The 18,272-nt window shown below is 67.2% G+C and carries 14 protein-coding genes; 7 read left to right on the top strand and 7 right to left on the bottom strand.

Going from position 1 to position 18,272, the window contains the following annotated elements; translation table 11 throughout:
* Nucleotides 1-8: 8 nt before the first annotated feature.
* A complete protein-coding gene (locus tag ACQP0C_RS40920) occupies nucleotides 9-446 on the top strand; it encodes a peptidoglycan-binding domain-containing protein (RefSeq protein ID WP_433729149.1) in 438 nt (145 codons plus the stop codon).
* A gap of 9 nt (nucleotides 447-455) precedes the next feature.
* On the opposite strand, the gene ACQP0C_RS40915 is transcribed toward ACQP0C_RS40920, so the two are convergent.
* Complete coding sequence (locus ACQP0C_RS40915; RefSeq protein WP_433729147.1) at nucleotides 456-1,637, bottom strand: AAA family ATPase; 1,182 nt, start codon at nucleotides 1,635-1,637, stop codon at nucleotides 456-458.
* Between the two features lie 202 nt (nucleotides 1,638-1,839).
* Between ACQP0C_RS40915 and ACQP0C_RS40910 the strand changes: the two genes are divergently transcribed.
* From ACQP0C_RS40910 to ACQP0C_RS40900, 3 genes are all read left to right on the top strand, one after another.
* Complete coding sequence (locus ACQP0C_RS40910) at nucleotides 1,840-2,109, top strand: hypothetical protein (protein ID WP_433729145.1); 270 nt, start codon at nucleotides 1,840-1,842, stop codon at nucleotides 2,107-2,109.
* Nucleotides 2,110-2,503: 394 nt separating this feature from the next.
* Complete coding sequence (locus ACQP0C_RS40905) at nucleotides 2,504-3,172, top strand: C40 family peptidase (protein WP_433729143.1); 669 nt, start codon at nucleotides 2,504-2,506, stop codon at nucleotides 3,170-3,172.
* 2 nt (nucleotides 3,173-3,174) lie between these two features.
* Nucleotides 3,175-3,582: an RNA-binding S4 domain-containing protein gene (locus ACQP0C_RS40900; protein ID WP_433729141.1), complete on the top strand. Its 408-nt coding sequence runs from the start codon at nucleotides 3,175-3,177 to the stop codon at nucleotides 3,580-3,582.
* 90 nt (nucleotides 3,583-3,672) lie between these two features.
* Here the strand turns inward: ACQP0C_RS40900 and ACQP0C_RS40895 are convergent, their stop codons facing one another.
* From ACQP0C_RS40895 to ACQP0C_RS40875, 5 genes are all read right to left on the bottom strand, one after another.
* A complete protein-coding gene (locus ACQP0C_RS40895) occupies nucleotides 3,673-4,809 on the bottom strand; it encodes a cation:proton antiporter (protein ID WP_433729139.1) in 1,137 nt (378 codons plus the stop codon).
* On the bottom strand, nucleotides 4,806-5,198 hold the full coding sequence (locus ACQP0C_RS40890; RefSeq protein ID WP_433729137.1) for a hypothetical protein: 393 nt from the start codon (nucleotides 5,196-5,198) through the stop codon (nucleotides 4,806-4,808). Before ACQP0C_RS40890 ends, ACQP0C_RS40895 begins: the two co-directional genes overlap by 4 nt.
* Nucleotides 5,199-5,228: 30 nt before the next feature.
* Complete coding sequence (locus ACQP0C_RS40885) at nucleotides 5,229-6,953, bottom strand: fatty acyl-AMP ligase (RefSeq protein WP_433729135.1); 1,725 nt, start codon at nucleotides 6,951-6,953, stop codon at nucleotides 5,229-5,231.
* On the bottom strand, nucleotides 6,950-13,177 hold the full coding sequence (locus ACQP0C_RS40880; RefSeq protein ID WP_433729133.1) for an SDR family NAD(P)-dependent oxidoreductase: 6,228 nt from the start codon (nucleotides 13,175-13,177) through the stop codon (nucleotides 6,950-6,952). Before ACQP0C_RS40880 ends, ACQP0C_RS40885 begins: the two co-directional genes overlap by 4 nt.
* 65 nt (nucleotides 13,178-13,242) lie before the next feature.
* Nucleotides 13,243-13,512 carry an acyl carrier protein gene (locus ACQP0C_RS40875; RefSeq protein ID WP_433729131.1) on the bottom strand — a complete coding sequence of 90 codons (270 nt, stop codon included), beginning with the start codon at nucleotides 13,510-13,512 and terminating at the stop codon, nucleotides 13,243-13,245.
* A gap of 190 nt (nucleotides 13,513-13,702) precedes the next feature.
* On the opposite strand from ACQP0C_RS40875, the gene ACQP0C_RS40870 reads away from it, so the two are divergent.
* Nucleotides 13,703-14,656, top strand: a complete 954-nt coding sequence (locus ACQP0C_RS40870; protein WP_433729129.1) for an MBL fold metallo-hydrolase — start codon at nucleotides 13,703-13,705, stop codon at nucleotides 14,654-14,656.
* A 48-nt stretch (nucleotides 14,657-14,704) separates the two neighbouring features.
* On the opposite strand, the gene ACQP0C_RS40865 is transcribed toward ACQP0C_RS40870, so the two are convergent.
* Nucleotides 14,705-15,679 carry an NAD(P)H-dependent flavin oxidoreductase gene (locus tag ACQP0C_RS40865; RefSeq protein WP_433729127.1) on the bottom strand — a complete coding sequence of 325 codons (975 nt, stop codon included), beginning with the start codon at nucleotides 15,677-15,679 and terminating at the stop codon, nucleotides 14,705-14,707.
* 338 nt (nucleotides 15,680-16,017) lie between these two features.
* Between ACQP0C_RS40865 and fadD5 the strand changes: the two genes are divergently transcribed.
* Together fadD5 and ACQP0C_RS40855 are read left to right on the top strand one after the other, a co-directional pair.
* A complete protein-coding gene (gene fadD5 / locus ACQP0C_RS40860; protein WP_433729125.1) occupies nucleotides 16,018-17,589 on the top strand; it encodes a fatty-acid--CoA ligase FadD5 in 1,572 nt (523 codons plus the stop codon).
* A 47-nt stretch (nucleotides 17,590-17,636) separates the two neighbouring features.
* Nucleotides 17,637-18,242, top strand: coding sequence for a cysteine hydrolase (locus ACQP0C_RS40855; RefSeq protein ID WP_433729123.1), 606 nt, complete (start codon nucleotides 17,637-17,639; stop codon nucleotides 18,240-18,242).
* Nucleotides 18,243-18,272 lie beyond the last annotated feature (30 nt).

Here is an 18,272-nt window from a genome sequence, read left to right as displayed (position 1 = left end):
GGAACATCATGTACGCAGCACAGCTTTCCGGGGTTCAGCGGATTCGCCGGGCGATGGCCGCGGCGGCCATCGGGGTCGCCGCGGTGGCCGGGAGCGCCGCCATCGCGGCACCGGCGCATGCCGAGGTCCAGTACCCGGCGTCGATCAACCAGTGTCTGGCGGCCAAACCGACATTGACGGAGGGGGTGCGCAACCAGGGCCCGTGTGTCGCAGCGGTTCAGGCCTTCCTCACGTTCAGCTACGGCAACGGCCAGGTCGATGTCGACGGTAAGTTCGGCCCGAAGACCAAGGCTGCGGTGCGGAACTTCCAGCGGGTCGTTGGCATTTACGACGACGGAGTGGTCGGTCCCGCCACCTGGCGGTCGCTGCAGAATGCCTGCACAACACAGGGGAAGTCGCCGGAGGGGAATTGCGACTACCGGTATCCGCTTCCCCTGCCGTACTGAGTCTTTCGGCTACACGCTGCGCAGGTAGCGACCGAAGTGCGGCACCGTGAACCCGATGGTGCCGCGCTCGGCCGAATAGATCAGGCCCTTCTTGATCAACCCGTCGCGCGCCGGTGACAGCGAGGCGGGTTTGCGGCCGAGTTCATTGGCCACCGCGGCGGTCGGCACGGGACCGTCATCGCCCGCCAAATCGGCCATGGCGCGCATGTATTCGCGTTCGGCGGGGGTGGCGCGTTCATATCGGGAACCGAAGAATCCGACGGCGAGTTCCTCTTCGGCGCTCGGTGCCGCCACCTCGACATCCTCGGCGGTGATCGGGCTCTCCGGCGCCTGATCCCAGGCGGCCTTGCCGTAGGCCTGTACGAAGTACGGATACCCATCGGCCCGCTGGTACAGGGCATCGAGGGCGGCTTCGGTGAATTTCACCTCCTCGCGCTCGGCGGGTGCGATGAGGGCGAGGTCGGCGGATTCGCGGTCCAGCCGATCGATGCGGTGGTAGCTGAACAGCCGCTCGGAATAGCTCTTCGAGGCCGAGAGCACCGCGGGCAGGTGCGGCAATCCGGCACCGACCACGATCAAAGGTGCGGCGTCCTGGCTCAATTCGTGACAGGCGCCGCAGATCGCGGAGATATCGGCCGGACCCAGATCCTGCATCTCATCGATGAAGATCGCGATGCCGACGCCGATATCGCTGGCCAGTCCGGCCGCCTCCTTCAGCAGTTCGATCAGATCGATCTCGATATCGCCGGAATCGGCGCGACCGGTCACCGCCGGGACATCGATACCGGGCTGCCAGCGCTCCCGCATGCCCTTATCCGCGGTGGAGCGCAGCGCGAAAGCCTTGAGTATGCCGAGGAAGTCGTCGACGCGCTCCTGATTGCGGTGCGCCATGGCGATGGCACGCACGGCCATATGCAGTGCCGAGGACAGCGGGCGGCGCAGTTCCTGATCCGGCCGCGCCTCGATTTTGCCGGTGCCCCAACCGCGGGAGATGGCGGCGGAACGAAGTTGGTTGAGCAGCACGGTCTTTCCGACACCGCGCAGTCCGGTGAGCATTACGCTGCGCTCGGGCCTGCCGCGGGCGATCCGCTCCAGCACGATGTCGAAGGCCTTGAGTTGCTTATCGCGCCCGGCCAGTTCGGGTGGGCGCTGTCCGGCTCCGGGAGCATACGGATTCCGCACGGGGTCCATGCCCAGACACCGTAGCGCGTCTCGTCAGCCGAATCTGGCCATATATACGGCGTGTCCTAGATATTGCTAGCAATCTGTCGCAGTGTTGAATGGACTTGCAAGCAGTCGCTCACAGCGCAGTTATTGCATTGCTACAGCCACGAAAATCTCTACGCTGGTTGCGGTTCGGTGAACCGTCCAGCGCCGGATGGAACGGAGGGGCATGTCCGAGGAATCCACTCCCGCGACCACCGCCGAGGTGGTCGAGTCGTGGAGCGTGCCCGCCGGGGCGACCGTGGCCGGACGCATCCGCTCCAACATCCTGGTCGCGATCGAGCGTGGCTATGACGATCCGCAACTCGTCGCCGATCTCGCGGTCGGGCCGCTGGTGATGGCGCTGGGTCAGCTCGAGGTCGGCCTGGCCGATGCGCGGCGCCGCATCGATGAACTCGAGCGCGCGCTGGCGCAGCGGGGTGGCGGGGCCGACGAGTAGGCGGCGGCGAATCTCCTGGGCGCGGTATCGGATCCGGTCGGTACTCCCGATTCGATAACTCGTGCCGCGCCGCCGATACCGAGTTGTGACCATTCGGAAGTTTTCCCATCACGGCCGCTCGTCCTGGGGTTTTTCGATCATCCGATAACAACCTGGGCTGTGCGCTGGACAACACCGCGTCCGGGTCGTAATCTCTTCGTGACTTAGTGGAGTCTGTCGGTTCGTCAGAGGAGCGGCGCCACTGAGTCACCGCCAAAACGGCTGTCGGGACCAAGGATCCCGGCTGTCGTACCGGGACCCAGAGATTCAACTGGGAGTTGGGGCCGATCTGCCGGTCCGAACTCGACAGCTGACCCGGTCGGCGGAAGAGCAGAAAGATCGGAGATACGGCTCGGTGGGTAAACACAGCTTGCAGCGGGAATCGCGGCTCCCGAATTCCGTCAAGGGTGCGCTCGTCATGGGCGCAGTGGCCGCATCTACCGGTGCGATGCCCGCGATCCCCGCGATGGCAGCAACCATCAACCTCCCCGGTATCGGCGATTTCGACGTCCCGGTGCCGCAGGAATTCGAACAGCAGGCCCAGGATCTGGGGCAGCAGCTCACGCAGGCACTCGCCTCGATGCCCGCTGCGCCCGCGCCGCAGACCGCCCCGGATGCCGGTGTGCCGAATGTCCCCGGCTTCTTCACCCCGGGTGTGCCGCAGATGTTCCACCACAACACCGCCAGTGATGTCGCGCTGGACGCCGCCAAGTCCAAGGTCGGCGCCATGTACTCCTGGGGTGCCTCGGGTCCGTACAACTTCGACTGCTCGGGTCTGGTCCAGTGGGCCTACAAGCAGGCCGGAATCGAACTGCCGCGCACCAGCTTCGAACAGTCGCACGTCGGTGCGCCGGTCGCCTTCGAGAACCTGCAGCCCGGCGATATCGTCGTGACCAACGGCGGCGGCCACGTCGGCCTGTACGCGGGCGACGGCAAGCTGCTCAACGCGGTCCAGTCCGGCGAGCCGGTGTCCTACACCCCGCTGCGCCCCGACATGGTTGTGACGGCACGCCGTATGGTCTAAGGGTGGCACCCGCCCAACCGACTACCAAGAACACCGCCCCGACACAAGCCCGTGTGGACTCGTGGACGTGGGCGGTGCGTCTTTTCAAGACCAGGTCCGCCGCAGCGGAGGCCTGTCGCGGTGGACATGTCCGGGTGAACGGCGTTGCGGCCAAACCGGCCCAGCATGTTCGCCCGGGTGACGAGGTGCGGATTCGCGCCAGCGGTATCGAGCGCATCGTCATTGTGGAGCGCATTGTCGTCAAGCGCGTCGGCCCGCCGATCGCCGCGCAGTGCTTGATCGATCGCAGTCCGCCGCCGCCCTCCCGGGAGATTCTCGCGACCATGCCGCGCCGCGATCGTGGGTCGGGTCGACCGACCAAACGGGAGCGCCGCGAGACCGACCGTCTGCTGGGCCGCACCGAGGACTGAGCCTCATCCGCATCTTCATGGCGCCCTGATCCAGAGGCTGTTGTCCAGGGCTCGAAATCGGTTGTCGCCCGGACGAGCCGATACCCGACCCTACTTTGCGCGGGTGCTCGCGGCCGCGATTCGGCTGGCCGCCAGTGCCGCCGCCGCAATGGTGCACAGCGCACCGAGCATCATGGCCGATGCCTCGCCCGGCACCAGCACGTGTAGTTGCGAGCCGACCGTGACGGCGGCGACCGGGACGCCGACCTGCGCCGCGGCCAGGGTGCCGAAGGCGATCGGCTGTCCTGCCAGGCGGGTCGTGAGGTGCACCAGTACCGCACCGCTGCCGAGTGCGAGACCGAGCGCGATGAGCCGGGGGTGATCGCCGAATTCGCGCAGGTCGAGCCGGGCGCCCAACCAGACGAAGAACAGCGGACCGAGGAAGCCGTCATTGATGGCGAAGAGCTGGCGGGCGACCCGGCGCGGCTCGCCGACTCCGGCGACAGCCAGTCCGGCGGCGAATCCGGCGAGCATGATCGACACGTGGGTTCGGGTTGCCAAAGCGCACAAGGCGAACAGCACCGCCAGGCTGACCCGCAGTTCCAGCGCGAACGCGCGATCTTCGGACAACCGATGCACCCGCCGCCGCGTACCCGACAGTTCCAGGTGGCGCAGCACCAGGAACAGTACGGTGGCGGCCACCGCGACCACGATGGCGCCGAGTGCCGCACGAGCCGCGTTGCCGGGATCGATCACCAGCGGCAGCGCCACCACGCAGGCGGTATCGGCGATCGCGACCTGGGCGGTCAGGGCCAGCACGGGCTTACCCCGCAGGCCGAGCGAATCGGTAATGGGCAGCACCAGCGCCGCCGATGAGGACGCCATCAGCACCGCGTAGACCGCGCCGTGTGCGGTATCGAACCAGCGGGCAATGCCGAAACCGGCCGCGGTGGCTAGCAATCCGACCAGCACCGCCCGTATCGCGCCGCTGCCGAGTGCGGCACGGACGGCCGGATCACGCACCGGAACATGGGTGCCCGCCACGAACATGACCAGCGCGAAACCCATATCGGCGAGAAAGGTGAACAGGGGGTCGGTGGCGTGCAGAATGCCGAATCCGGTGGTGCCGAAGACGATGCCAGCGGACAGTTCGCCGAGGATCACCGGTATATGCCAGGCCTGCCGCAGCGCGAGCAGCGGGCCGCACAGTCCGAGCGTGATGACCAGGGCGAGGGTGGAGAAGGTCATCGTGGCATGGCGGCGATCTTCGCCGGAATGGCGATATTCTCATCGGCCCAGTGGACCGCGCAGACACGGTGGTAGCCGTCGGCGATCACCAGGGGGACCTCGGTGCGGAAGTCGCCGCGGACCAACAGGATCGGTGACAGCGATTTACGGTTGTTGATCTTGATGAGATCGCGGCGGACATACGGATTTTCGGGCGCTAGCAGCTCGAGTCCGGCCGCCCGCAGGATGTCCTTGGCCTTCTTGTGCACGATCGGGGCGGCGCGCAGATCCGTGACCACCGCATCGACGACATCGGGTTCGGCGAGCAGTTCCAGATAGTCGGCGGCTGCCGGATAGTCGTGCTCGTCGGGCTGGTCTTTCCATGTCACGGGGAGGATTTCGGTCGCCATGGCGCCCATCATCGCGCTCGCTGTGCCCGATCAGGGGGACATCGGCGGGGTGTTTCCGCGGTGCTCGGGCCGGGTCAGGTGGCCGGCTCCGTAGAGTGCCCGGCATTCGCCGCGGCGCAGTTTGCCGCTGGAGGTCTTGGGGATCCGGCCCGGTCGCACCAGGACGATATCGCCGGGTGTCACCTCGTGCGCGGTCGCGATGGCATTGCGGATGCGGCGGGCCAGTGCGGCCACCTCCGGTGATCCGGCCGCAGGATCGCTGAGTTCGGCGACCACCACCAGATCCTCGCGGTGACCGTCATCGTGCCCGAACGCGGTCACACGCCCGGCCCGCACCTCGGGCGCGCAGTCGGCCACGGTGGTCTCGATATCGGCCGGATAGTGGTTGCGGCCGTCGATGACGATGAGATCCCTGAGTCGGCCCGCGATATAGAGTTGGCCCTCGTACCAGAACCCCAGATCGCCGGTGCGCAGCCAGGATTCGCGGCCACCGGCTAGCGTGGCACCGAAACTCGCCGTGGTCGCGTCCGGATTGTTGTAGTACCCGGCGCAGACATTGGGACCGCGGACCCAGATCTCGCCGACGGTGCCCATCGCCACCTCGATGCGCTCGCTCGGCTCGACGACCGCGACCTGCTGGCCAGCGGGAATGCCGCAGCCGACGAGCGGGACACCGGTGCGCGCCACTCGTGCGGTGCCCTGCGCCAGGGCCACCCGATCGAAGCGGTGCGAGACGGGCTCATCGAGCCCACCGCGGATGGTGACCGCAAGCGTGGCCTCGGCCAGACCGAATCCCGGAGTGTGGGCGTGATGCCGGAAGCCATGGGCGGCGAAGGTTTCGGTGAAGGCGGTCAGCACATCGGCACGGATCGGTTCCGCGCCGATGATCAGTGCGTCGAGACCGGATAGGTCCAGGTCCGCGCGTTCGGCGACGGTGGTCGCCGAGACCGCGAGGGCCAAGGCGAAATTGGGGCCGCCGGTGGTACCCGCGCGGTAGTCGCTGAGCGCGCGCAGCCAGCGGATGGGGCGCTTGACGAATTCGGCTGGCGCCATTGTCACGCCGGGTACGCCCGCGTAGAGCGGTAGCGAAAGGGCCAGCACCAGACCCATATCGTGGAAGAACGGCAGCCAGGACACGATCGGTTTGGTGCGGACCGCGGGCACCGCCGTCCACAATTGGTCCAGTGCCGCGGCGAGATTCGCGTGCGTCACCTCGACTCCGGCCGGGTCCCTGGTCGATCCGGAGGTGTACTGCAGGTAGGCCGGATCCGTTCGGATGCCATCGACGATCGGGTCGGCCGATGCGGTGACATCCGGCGCGACCTCCAGGACTCGGCCCAGTGCTCGGCCGAAGATATCGCCGGTAGTGCTGTCGGCGGCTGAGATCAGGCCGAGTGCCGGGCGGGCAACGGCGAGTACCCCGTCGAGCCGGGACCGATTTCGGCCTCCGATGGGTGGAAACAGGGGTACGGCAATGCGATTGCAGTAGAGACAAGCGAGAAAGGCGACGACATAGTCGATTCCGTGGGCACAGAGGATTGCCACTCGGTCGCCGGGATCGCTGGTCGCCCTGAGTCTTCGGGCCAGTGCGCCCGCCGCGGCGTGCAGGTGTCGGTAGGTCAGCGTGACCGGCTCGCAGTGTTGTCCGTGATAGCGCAACTCGGTATAGGCGGCGCTGTCGGGTTTTGTCCGTGCCCATTCGTCGATTCGGGCGGCCAGCGCGTTGCGGGGCAATGTGGTGGGTGGCGAAGTCACGGCAGCTCAGCGGATTTCGCGGCGATGCGCTCGGCCAGCACGGCACCGAGCGCGGTGATGGTGGGGTGTTGGAACAGTTCGGCGGTGGAGATCCGGATATCGAGCCGCGATTCGAGGCGGCGGCGCAACTGGATGCCGAGCAGGGAACTCAGGCCCAATTCGTTGAAATCGGCTTCGGGATCGAGATGTTCGGCGGTCAGGTCGAGGGTGGCGGCCAGCATGGTGCGGATGGTCGTGGTGAGCGGTTCGGCCGGATGTTGCGGGGGCGCTGGATTCGGCTGTGCCGGGGTTGTCGGCCGATCGGTGAGCAGGTTGCGCAGTCGGATGGCGACCGGAGCCGAATCCGTGGTCGGTGCGTAATCGACTGCGAGCAGGTACTGCTGGTCGTAATACATTGTCTGAGCGAATAATTCGGTCCCGCGTGGGATATCGAACGCCGAGATCCCGGCGCGTCGCAAATGTGGCGCGCCACCCGCGGCGTCGGCGAGTCCCGAATCCCAGATTCCCCAGCCGATGCTCAGTACGCGTCGACCGGGATATGCGCGGGCGAGTGCGTCCATCGCCGCATTGGCGCTGGCATACGCGGCCTGACCCGGCGCGCCGAATGCTCCGGTGGCCGAGGAGAACAGCAGTACGAAGTCGGTCGGATCGCTGGCGGTGAGTTCGATGAGGTTGCCAGCGGCGATCAGTTTCGGCGCGAACATGCGGGCGAGCTGACCCGCGGTGACGGCCTCGAAGGCGGCATCCTCGAGTGCCCCCGCGGCGTGGACGACCCCACGGATGGTGGATCCGCACTCCCGGACATCATCGAGGGCGTTGGCGAGATCGCTGCGGTCGGCGGCGTCGCAGCGCACCACGACGATTCGGTCCTCGAGTCCGTCCAAGAGCGCGGGCACCGGGCGGGGCGCGCGGGTGAGTACCACCACATCATGGGCACCGGCATCGAGCAGCCAGCGCACCACGACCGAACCGAGCGCACCCAGGCCGCCGGTGACCACGTAGGTGCCATTGGGGTCGATGGATATCGGGGTGGCCGACCCCGGGCGGGCGGGTACGAAACGGCGTGCGGCGATAGCGCCATCGGTGATGCGGAGTTCATCGGGAAGCGCGGACGGGGTGGACGCCGCCGTGGCCGCGTGGACGATGAGGTCGCACAGGCTGGGCACTGCGCTCTGCGCCGCATCGGTCCATATCAGCCGGACCTCGCGGCCCGATTCGAGCTGCAGCGAGCGAACCAGACCGGCCACGGCCATCGGCACAGTGCCCGGTGGTGTCCGGCGGTTGGCCGACGATGTTGTGCGGTGGGCGGAGCCGTGGTGGGGGAGCACGATCGTCACCGACGCGGTGGCGTCTTCGGATTGGACGCGTTGCAGCAGATCGAGTACCCGCGCGGTGGTGGTCACGATGCTGTTCGCGTGTCCGTCACGGTCGAACTCGGGGGTCGCGCCGAAGTCGGCGGGCCAGACCACGATCACCGCGGCGCGGGCGGAGCCGGTGCGGGCGGCGAGGACGGCGGAGACGATCGGACCGGCGGCATCCGGTTCGCGGGCGACCCGCTCGGTGGGCACGGTGCGGTCGAGTGCCCTGGCCAGCCGGACCGCGAGCGGGGACTCGCCGATCACCAGGGCGCGCTGCGGGTCAGGGTGGCGCTGGATTCGGTCACCGTTGCCATCGGGGGAATGGTGAATTTCGAACGGCGTCCACGTTTCGTAACGGAATGGGCCGACGTGGGTTGTCGATTCGGGCCGCAGCGGCAAGCTCGCGAAACGGATCTGCACACCCGAGAGTGCGAGCACCGGGACCCCGTGCTGATCGGTGCCGATGATGTCACCGGTCAGTCCATGGGCCGATCGGTCGCGCACGAAGGCGTGGGCTTCCAGCAGCACCAGCTCCGGTTCGGCGGAAAGCCAGGCGGATTCGATGCCGATCGGCAGTGGGACAGCGTTGTCGGGCAGGTGGTCGTGGCCCGCGGCGGCGAGTAGGTGCAGACAGCCGTCCAGGATCGCCGAGCGGTGCGGTGATGCGCCATCGTGCGGGGCCGCGGCGGTGAACGAGCCCACCGCACAATCGGGCCCGGTCTCGATTTCGCGCAGCGTACGGAAGCCGGGACCGTATTGGAGATGATGCGCGCGCAACGAGTCGTAGAAATCGGCGGGCGCCAGTATTCGCATCCTTCTGCGCGCCGCCCGATTTGCGTCGACCACCCGCATCCATGCGACGATATCCCCGGGTGTGGGGTCACCGGCCAGCCGTGCCGAAGCCAGCGTCCCGGCGCCTGTGACCTCCGCCTGTAGCTTTCCACCACCGGTTTTCCGGTAGGTGAGCGTCGACAGCGCCGCCAGATCGGTCCGCTCGTGCACCACGAAATCAGCGATCGCGGTCGATATGTGCCCCGCCCGAGCCAGTTCGAGCAACCTGCGCAGCCAGAAAACCGCCGGGACCGTCGGTACACCCCGCACCACGTGATCGTCGAGATCATCTGCGGGGAACTCGGATTCGGCGAGGACGACCTCGGATGCGCTCGCATCGACATCTCGTCTGCCCGTGATGTGGACACCAGCGGTACCCGAGTCGCCAACGGTGCGCTGGTCGGCATCCGGAGCGGTGCCGTGCCCGACGGCGCGCCCCGCAGCGGTGCTGCCGTTGATGCCAACGGTGGAAGTGATGCGGTTGTTGATACGCGGGTCCGCGGTGGTGTCGTCGTTGACACCAGCGTCCGAGGTGATGTCGTGGTCGACACCGCGGCCGCTGGCGGTGCCGCTGTTGCCACCAGGGTCGTTAGCGGTGCGGTGGTGGGCAGCGGGCCGGAATGTCGTGTCGCCGTCGATATCGCGGTCGCTGTTGCCACCAGGGTCGTTAGCGGTGCGGTGGTCGGTATCGGGGCGGAATGTCGTGCCGCCGTCGATATCGCGGTCGCTGGCGGTGCCGGTGTCGCCACCAGGGTTTTTAGCGGTGAATTGGTGGGCAGCGGGCCGGAATGTCGTGTCGCCGTCGATATCGCGGCCGCTGTTACCACCAGGGTCGTTAGCGGTGCGGTGGTCGGTATCGGGGCGGAATATCGTGTCGCCGTCGATATCGCGGCCGAATGTTGTGCCGGTGTTGCCACCAGGGTCTTCAGCGGCACTGTGGTCGGTATCGGGGCGGAATATCGTGCCGTCGTCGATATCGCGGTCGCTGGCGGTGCCGCTGTTGCCACCAGGGTTTTTAGCGGTGAATTGGTGGGCAGCGGTGCGGAATATCGTGCCGCTCTCAATATCGCGGCCGCTGGCGGTGCCGAAGTTACCACCAGGGTCGTTAGCCGTGCGGTGGTCGGTATCGGGGCGGAATGTGGTGCCGCCATTGATATCGCGGCCGAATGTTGTGCCGCTGTTGACACTGGTGCCTGAAGTGGTGCCGTCGTCGATATGGCGGCTAGAGGTGGTGGTGCTGTCGATATGGCGGCTGGAGGTCGTGCCGTCGTCGATATGGCGGTTGGAGGTCGTGCCGCCGTTGATATCGCGGCTGGAGGTCGTGCTGCCGTTGATGCCGCTAGCGGTGCTGTGGTTGGTACCGGTGCTGGTCGAGGTGCTGCCGCTGACACCGGGACGGATTGCGGTGCCGTGGTATCCGGCAACCCCGGCATCGAGTGTGGTGACCAGCGGGAACTGGCGTTTGACCCACTGCCGCGGTGGCGGTGCCGCCGTGAATGGTCCGTTCGCGGCCCAGTTCACCTGTCGGCCTTCGAGGTAGAGCTCGGCGAGGCAGGTCAGGAAGGTTGCGGCCTCATCGTCGCGGTTGGTGACCGCATGGGCGGCGTCGGCGAAATCGGGGTATTCCCGAATCGCGGGTATCAGCACGGGATGTGGGGCGATCTCCAGTACCGATGTGAAACCGTCCCGAGCGGCTTGCTCCAGTGCCACGGCGAGTTCAACGGTCCCCGAGGAATTTTCGGCCCAGTAACCGGCATCCATCGCGGCCGTGGTGATGGTTTCACCGCGGCGCGCCGTGGAGTAGACCGGCACAGATGGCACCCGCGCGGTGATCGCGCCGAGCGCGTCGACGAATTCCGGAAGTAGTGCGCCGACCTGTGGACTGTGTGCGGCAAAGTCGACGCCGATCCGCTGCGCGAACATCTTTCGCCGACCGGCGCGCCGTATCAGCGCGTCGATATAGCGCGGCGCGCCGGAGATCACCACGGAACGCGGCCCATTGATCGCCGCGATCCCCACCGTCGCGTGCAGCGGTTCCACCAGCCGCGCCGCCTCATCCGGCGTCGCCTCCAGCAGCGCCGTGGCGCCGTGTCCATCGAGTCGCGCCAGAATCCGGCTGCGCTGCACCGCGACTCGGGCCGCGTCCGCGAGCGATAACGCACCACTCACCGCCGCACCGGCGACCTCACCGAGACTGTGCCCGACCACCGCATCCGCCTCCACGCCCCATGCGGCGAGCAGTTCGGCCAGTGCCACCTGAAATGCGAAGATCGCCGGTTGCACGAGTTCGGTGGCGCTGGGGCCATTGTTCGCGGCCGCACCGCCGAGCGCGAATCCATTGCGCGGCGTCCACACCCGTGCTCCGCCCGCCGCGACGATCGCGTCCGCGGCGGCGGTCACGGCCTCGGCGAATACCGGATAGCGAGCCGCCAGTGCCCGCCCCATCCTGGCGTGCTGACCGCCCTGCCCGGAGAACAGGAACAGCATCGCGCCCCGTCGCCGCACCGAACTCGTGCCGATCACTCCCGCACCGGAGTCGCCGTCCGCGAGTGCGCGCAACTGCGTCACCGCGTCGCTGCGATCGTGGGCCAGAATCGCGGCGCGAGCGAGCTCGGGTATCAATCGGGATGTGGCGGAAGTGAATTGCCGAAGCGTGTCGGTACCGCTGCGCCCCGTCTCGACAGCACCAGCAGCCGAGTCCGCGCCAGGGCTCGCGTCGGCGCCGTCGAGCAACTCGGCCCACCGCTGCGCCCGCGTCCGCAGTTCCGCGACATCGCGGCCGGTCACCGGAATCAACACGGGCGTTTCATATCCCCGATGCCGCTCGGCTTCGATCCCGCGCAACACCACATGCGCATTCGTCCCGCCGAATCCGAATGAGCTGACCCCGGCGTACCGCGCACCCACCGGCGTCGCGGTCCAGTCGATCGGCTCGGTCGGCACCCGCAGACCGTGCTCGGCGAGCCGCAATAGCGGATTCTCGGTGTGGAAGTTGGTGGTCGGCGCGATCACACCGTGCCGGATGGACAGCGCCGCCTTGACCATTCCGGTGACGCCGGCCGCCGCCTCCAGATGGCCGATATTGGATTTGATCGAGCCGATCCAGGTCGGGGCGGTGTCGTCCCCGATCACGGCGGCGAGCGCGCCGACCTCCACCGCGTCACCCAAAGGCGTTCCGGTGCCGTGGCATTCGAAGTATCCGCTATCGCGCGGTTCGAGTCCCGCCCTGGCCCATGCGGTCCGAATGGTGTCCTGCTGGGCGCGACCATTCGGCGCGTACAGACCATTGGATCGCCCATCCGACCCGACCGCCGCGCCGAGGATTTCCGCATAGACCCGCTGCCCGTCCCGCAACGCATCGGCGGTGCGCCGCATCACCACCACGGTGCAACCGTCGCTGCGGGCATATCCGTCCGCCGCGGCGTCGAATGGTTTACTGCGCCCGTCCGGCGCGAGGAATCCGCTGTCGGCCAGATACTCGGAGGTGTGCGGCAGCAGTGTGAGCTGCACCCCGCCGACGATCGCGAAGGGCACCGCGTCATCGGCCAGCAGACGCATCGCGAGATCTACCGCCGCCAGTGAGGACGAGCATGCGCTGTCCACCACCAGACTCGGTCCGTGCAGGTCGAGGACATAGGAGAGCCGGTTGGCGATAATGCTGAGCGCCGATCCGGTCACGGCGTAGGGCGCATCGTGCCCGCCCCGACCGAGCACCGCGATGCCGTGATCGTAGGCGCAGGCGCCGAATACCACCGCGGCCCCGGAACCCCTGGTGCGATAGCCGATTCCGGCATCGTCGATGGCTTCGACCGCGACCTCGAGCGCCAGCCGCTGCTGCGGATCCATCAGCGCGGCCTCCCGGCCGGAGATGGCGAACCAGTCGTTATCGAAGGTGTCGATATCCGGGAGGTATCCGGCACGGCGAGTGCCCGGCCGACCGGGCGGTGGTGCGCCGGTGGCATCCCGACCCGCCAGCAGCATGCGCCAGAACTCGGTCACTCCGGCCGCGCCGGGCACCCGGCAGCCGATTCCCACGATCGATACCGGTGGATAGGGCTGGACGGAAGCGGGTTGGCCTTTCTGATCTGTGGGCGGGGTAGTCATCGCATCGCGAGATGCTCGACAAGCTGCTCGATGTCCGAATGGTCGTATAGGGCGGTGAGCGGAACCTCGACTCCCATGGCATCTTCCAGATGCGCCGTCAGCCGGGCCAGTTGGAGCGAGCTGAGGCCGAGATCGCTGAACGGCGCGCTGGTGGACACCACCGCGGCGTCGACATCCAATAGGTCGGCGATGGCGGTGACGGCAGCGGTCAACAGCGCCGTGCGCCGCGGGACAACATTGTGCCCGTGCGGAAGACCAAGCCCCATCCGTCCTCCTACCCCTTGCCCCGGGGGCTGGTGCCCCCGCGCCGTACCCACTGCGATTATGCCGTAGAAATCGACGTGAGCAAGGGCTCTGCGACGACCATGACCGGCGGGTGAATCGTCCGCATTTGTCCGGAATCGCCCTGGCTGCCCGGTTCTTTCGCCAACCGGCGTGATCGCTTACGGTGACACCGTGCCCGAATCAGGAATCGAGCGGACACCGACCCTGCCCACCGTGCTGCGCTGCTGCGCCGCACTGGCGGCCACCCCGGGACGGTTGCTGCGCCCGCGTCGTCCCGACGCCGCGCTGCTGGCCGGACTCGATCCGATGCCGCTGCCGCAGACCAAGGCGACCGTCGGACTGACCGTGCTGATGCAGGCTCGGATGGCCGTGCCGACCACGATTGTCGCCGAGGGGGTGCGCAGCCTGCGCGAACTGCCGCTGACCATGGCCGCGTATCTGATCGAGCATCCGCGGGCGCGATTCCTGATCGACCCCGCCCTGTGCTCGGATGTGCACGCTCGCGTCGTGTCGGAGCTGCCGTTTCCGATTCCGCTGCTGGTGGCCCCGGACAAGCCGGTACTGGGCCTCTCCGACGCCCTCGCCGCCCGCGATATCGCCGTCGACGCCATCGATTTCGTGCTCCCGACCCACCTGCACTGGGATCACATCTCCGGTCTGCTGGAACTGCCGGATTCGGTGTCCATTCGACTGCCCGCCGCCGAACGCGCATGGGCGCTCGACGGTCCGCATGCGCCGGTGGGTGTGGCCCCGGGGCCGCTGCGCGGGCGCACCTTCGACACTTTCGAACTCGACGGTCCGCCGGTGCTCACCTTCCCGCGCAGCCTCGACCTTTTCGGCGACGGCTCGGTCCTGCTGGTCGACCTCGCCGGACACACACCGGGCAGCATCGGCGTACTGCTCGCGGTGGACGACGGCACCCGGGTACTGCTCGCGGGCGATGCGGTGTGGCACCGGATGCAGGTGGAGCTGATCCGCGAGAAGGCCCCCATGCCCGGCCAGCTATTCGACGCAGACCGGGATGCGGCGTTCACCACGATCCACCGGCTGCACGCCCTACCCGACGGCATCGAGATCGTCGCGGCCCATGACTACGCGGCGGTCGAAGCGCTGGCGGCACGTTAGCCGATGGTCGCGGTCACCCCTCGATGGACTGCGACGGCTGAATAGCCGTTAGGCGACGACCGTTTCGGCGAGCCGGGCGGTGATCAGTTCCGCCGCCTCGGAAACCATCCGGTCGATGAGTTCCGCGCAGGTCGGAATGTCGTGGATCAAGCCCTGGGCCAGGCCCGCGGACCAGATGCCCGCGTCGAGATCGCCCTCGTCGAAGACGCGGCGTCCGCGTGCGCCCGCGACCAGATCCCGGACATCTTCGAAAGTGCCACCGGCCTTCTCGATTTCGACGACCTTGCGGCTGATCTCGTTATCCGCGACGCGCGCGGTATTGCGCATGGTCCGGAAGATCAGCTGGGTGTCGAGTTCGGAGTTGGCGACGATCTGCTCCTTGACCTTCTGATCGATCGCCGACTCCTGGGTGCACAGGAAGCGCGTGCCCATATTGACGCCATCGGCACCGAGGGCGAGCGCGGCGACCAGACCGCGGGCATCGGCGATGCCGCCGGAGGCGATCATCGGAATATCGAGGACCCGCGCGGCGGCCGGAATCAGGATCAGGCCCGGAATATCGTCCTCACCCGGATGTCCCGCGCATTCGAAGCCGTCGATGCTCACGCCGTCCACGCCGATCTTCTGCGCCTTCAGCGCATGCCGCACGCTGGTGCACTTGTGCAGCACCTTGATTCCGGCCTCCCGGTAGTACGGCAGGAAGGGCTCCGGATTGCTGCCCGCGGTTTCGACGATCTTGATGCCGCTGTCGATGATCGCCTGCACATATTCGGCGTACGGCGGCGGGTTGATCGACGGCAGGATCGTGACATTGACGCCGAACGGCTTATCGGTCAGCTCCCTGGTGCGCGCGATCTCGTTGCGCAGGTCATCGGGGGTGGGCTGGGTCAGCGCGGTGATGAAGCCGAGGCCGCCCGCATTGGCAACGGCCGCGACGAGTCCGGCCCGGCCGACGTGCATCATGCCGCCCTGCACGATCGGGTGTTCGACGCCGAACATCTCGGTGAACCTGGTACGAAGCACTGCGCTTCTCCTCTGCCTCGCGGGGCGCGCCAGTCCGCCCTTACGCAGTGATGGTGACACGAGAATCGCCCGTTGTTCAACTTGTAAGTAAGCCAGGATTCGCATTGTCATGCCGGGTGGACGCCATCTGGTCGCGGGGAGGTTTGCTGCAATAGCCGATATAAGCCCAGTTAGAATGTGATTTCTGTCCGCAAACCTTGCGCTGAGAGAATGAACAGCGATTCCTATCTTGTTCTCTTGCTCTGCCAATAAGTTAGTTGCTATTCTGCTTCCAGTTCAGTCCGTCGACCCGTCGGATACACCGGCGCGCGCTCGGCGGTCCGAGAGGAGTTCGTGGCATGACCACCGGTGCACAGGCGCTCGACGAGCCGCTGCGGTCGCGGCGCAACCACTGGAACAACCAGATCGCGTCGCATGCGCAGATGCGCCCGGACGCGGTCGCGGTGCGGTTCCGTGGTGTGGACACCAGCTGGCAGCAGCTGCACGAGCGTTCGCTGAAGTTCGCCGACGCACTTGCCCGGCGCGGCATCGGCTTCGGTGATCGGGTGCTGATCCTGGCGCTGAACTATCCCGAATACCTCGAGGCCGTCTTCGGTATCAACGCACTCGGCGCCATCGCGGTCCCGGTGAACTTCCGGCTCACCCCGCCCGAGGTCGCCTATATCGTCAGCGACTCCGGCGCCAAGGCGATCGTCACCGACACCGTGCTGGGGCCGCTGGCCACGGCCGTTCAGGGCCAGGCGCCCGAACTGGGGACCTGCATCGTGATCGGCGGCCAGAGCGCCGAGGGCGTATTCGGCTACGACGATGTGCTCGCCGAGGGCGGCACACCGCATACGCCGCTCGATATCCCCGAGGACACCCCCGCACTGATCATGTACACCTCGGGCACCACCGGCAGCCCGAAGGGTGCGGTGCTCTCGCACGCGAATATGAATGCCCAAGCGCTGACCTGTATTCGGGCCATGGATCTGGGAACCGATGCGATCGGTTTCTGCACCTCGCCGCTGTTCCACATCGCCGGACTCGGCAGTCTCGCACCGTATTTCCTGCTCGGTGCCAAGACCGTCCTGCATCCGCTCGGCGCGTTCGATCCCACCGAATTCCTCGACGCGGTCGAGCGTGAGCAGGCGACCTCCGCGTTCTGTGTGCCCGCGCAGTGGCAGCTGATCTGCGAGGAGCCGACGGTCAAACAGCGCAAGCTCGCGCTGAAGATGCTCAGCTGGGGTGCCGCCCCCGCCTCCGATAGCGTGCTGCGCGCCATGGCCGACTGCTTCCCGGACGCGGTCAATGTCGCGGTGTTCGGCCAGACCGAGATGTCGCCCATCACGTGTGTGCTGGAGGGCAAGGACGCGATCCGCAAGCTCGGCTCGGTCGGCAAGCCCATCCCGACCATCCAGGCCCGCGTCGTCGACGATGAGATGAACGATGTCGCCCCCGGTGAGATCGGTGAAATCGTCTACCGCGGACCGACTCTCATGCAGGGCTACTGGAATAAGCCGGAGGCGACCGCCGATGCCTTCGCCGGTGGCTGGTTCCACTCCGGTGACCTGGTCCGCGCGGATGAGGAGGGCTTCCTCTGGGTGGTGGACCGCAAGAAGGACATGATCATCTCCGGCGGCGAGAACATCTACTGCGCCGAGGTGGAGAATGTGCTGTTCGCACATCCGAAGATCCGCGAGGCCGCCGTGGTCGGCCGGGCGCACGAGAAGTGGGGCGAGGTGCCGGTTGCCGTTGTCGCCCTTATCGATCCGGATGCCGAACTCACCCTCGATGAGCTGACGCCGTTCCTCAACGAGAATCTGGCGCGCTACAAGCACCCCAAGGATCTGGTGATCGTGCCAGAGCTGCCGCGCAACGCCAGCGGCAAGGTCGTGAAAGTGCAGCTGCGCAAGGACTATTCGTCCTGAGTGCGGAAATCGTGGACAGCGGCGACGCGGTGCGTCAAGATCGCCCCATGGCGATACCCCGTATTCGCGCTGCCGTCCTCGCCCTGCACTGGCAGGTGAATGTGATTCGGCCCGAGGGATTCTTCGGGCCGATGCTGGCCGCGCCGGTCGCGGCGAGCGGGGTGGTGCCGCGCGCGGTGCGCTTGCACGCGGCGGCGGCCGAGCGCGGGCTGCCGGTGGCATTCCTGCGCTTCGCGATTCCCGTCGGCGAGGGTGGACTGGTACGCAACACCGGATTCATGCGTTCGGTGGCGGCGGCGCAGACCGACTTTCGGCCGGAGTCGCCGGGCACGCAGCTCATCCCGGAGATGGCCGAGCAGCCGACCGCGGTCTTCGACAATCAGAAACTGTCCGGGTTGGCGGGCTGTGCGCTGCCCGAATGGCTCGATGAGCAGGGCATCGACACGCTGTTCCTGACCGGTGTCGCGACCAATCTGGTGGTCGAGCAAACCGCCAGGCACGCAACCGATCTCGGCTTCACCGTGCATCCGGTCTCGGATTGCGTCGCCGCGGCGAACCCCGAAACGCACACCGGATCGCTGGCGAATCTCGAACTGACCACCGCCGGTTGCCGCACCGCCGACCAGGTACTGGATCTGATCGGTTCGCGCTGACCGGACTCCGTGGTAGGCCCCTCGGCCGAG

It is taken from the genome of Nocardia sp. CA-129566 (genome assembly GCF_050956075.1).
Lineage (GTDB): Bacteria > Actinomycetota > Actinomycetes > Mycobacteriales > Mycobacteriaceae > Nocardia.
The sequence above is the reverse complement of the archived record's forward strand: the minus strand, read 5'-3'. Positions and strand labels throughout refer to the sequence as shown.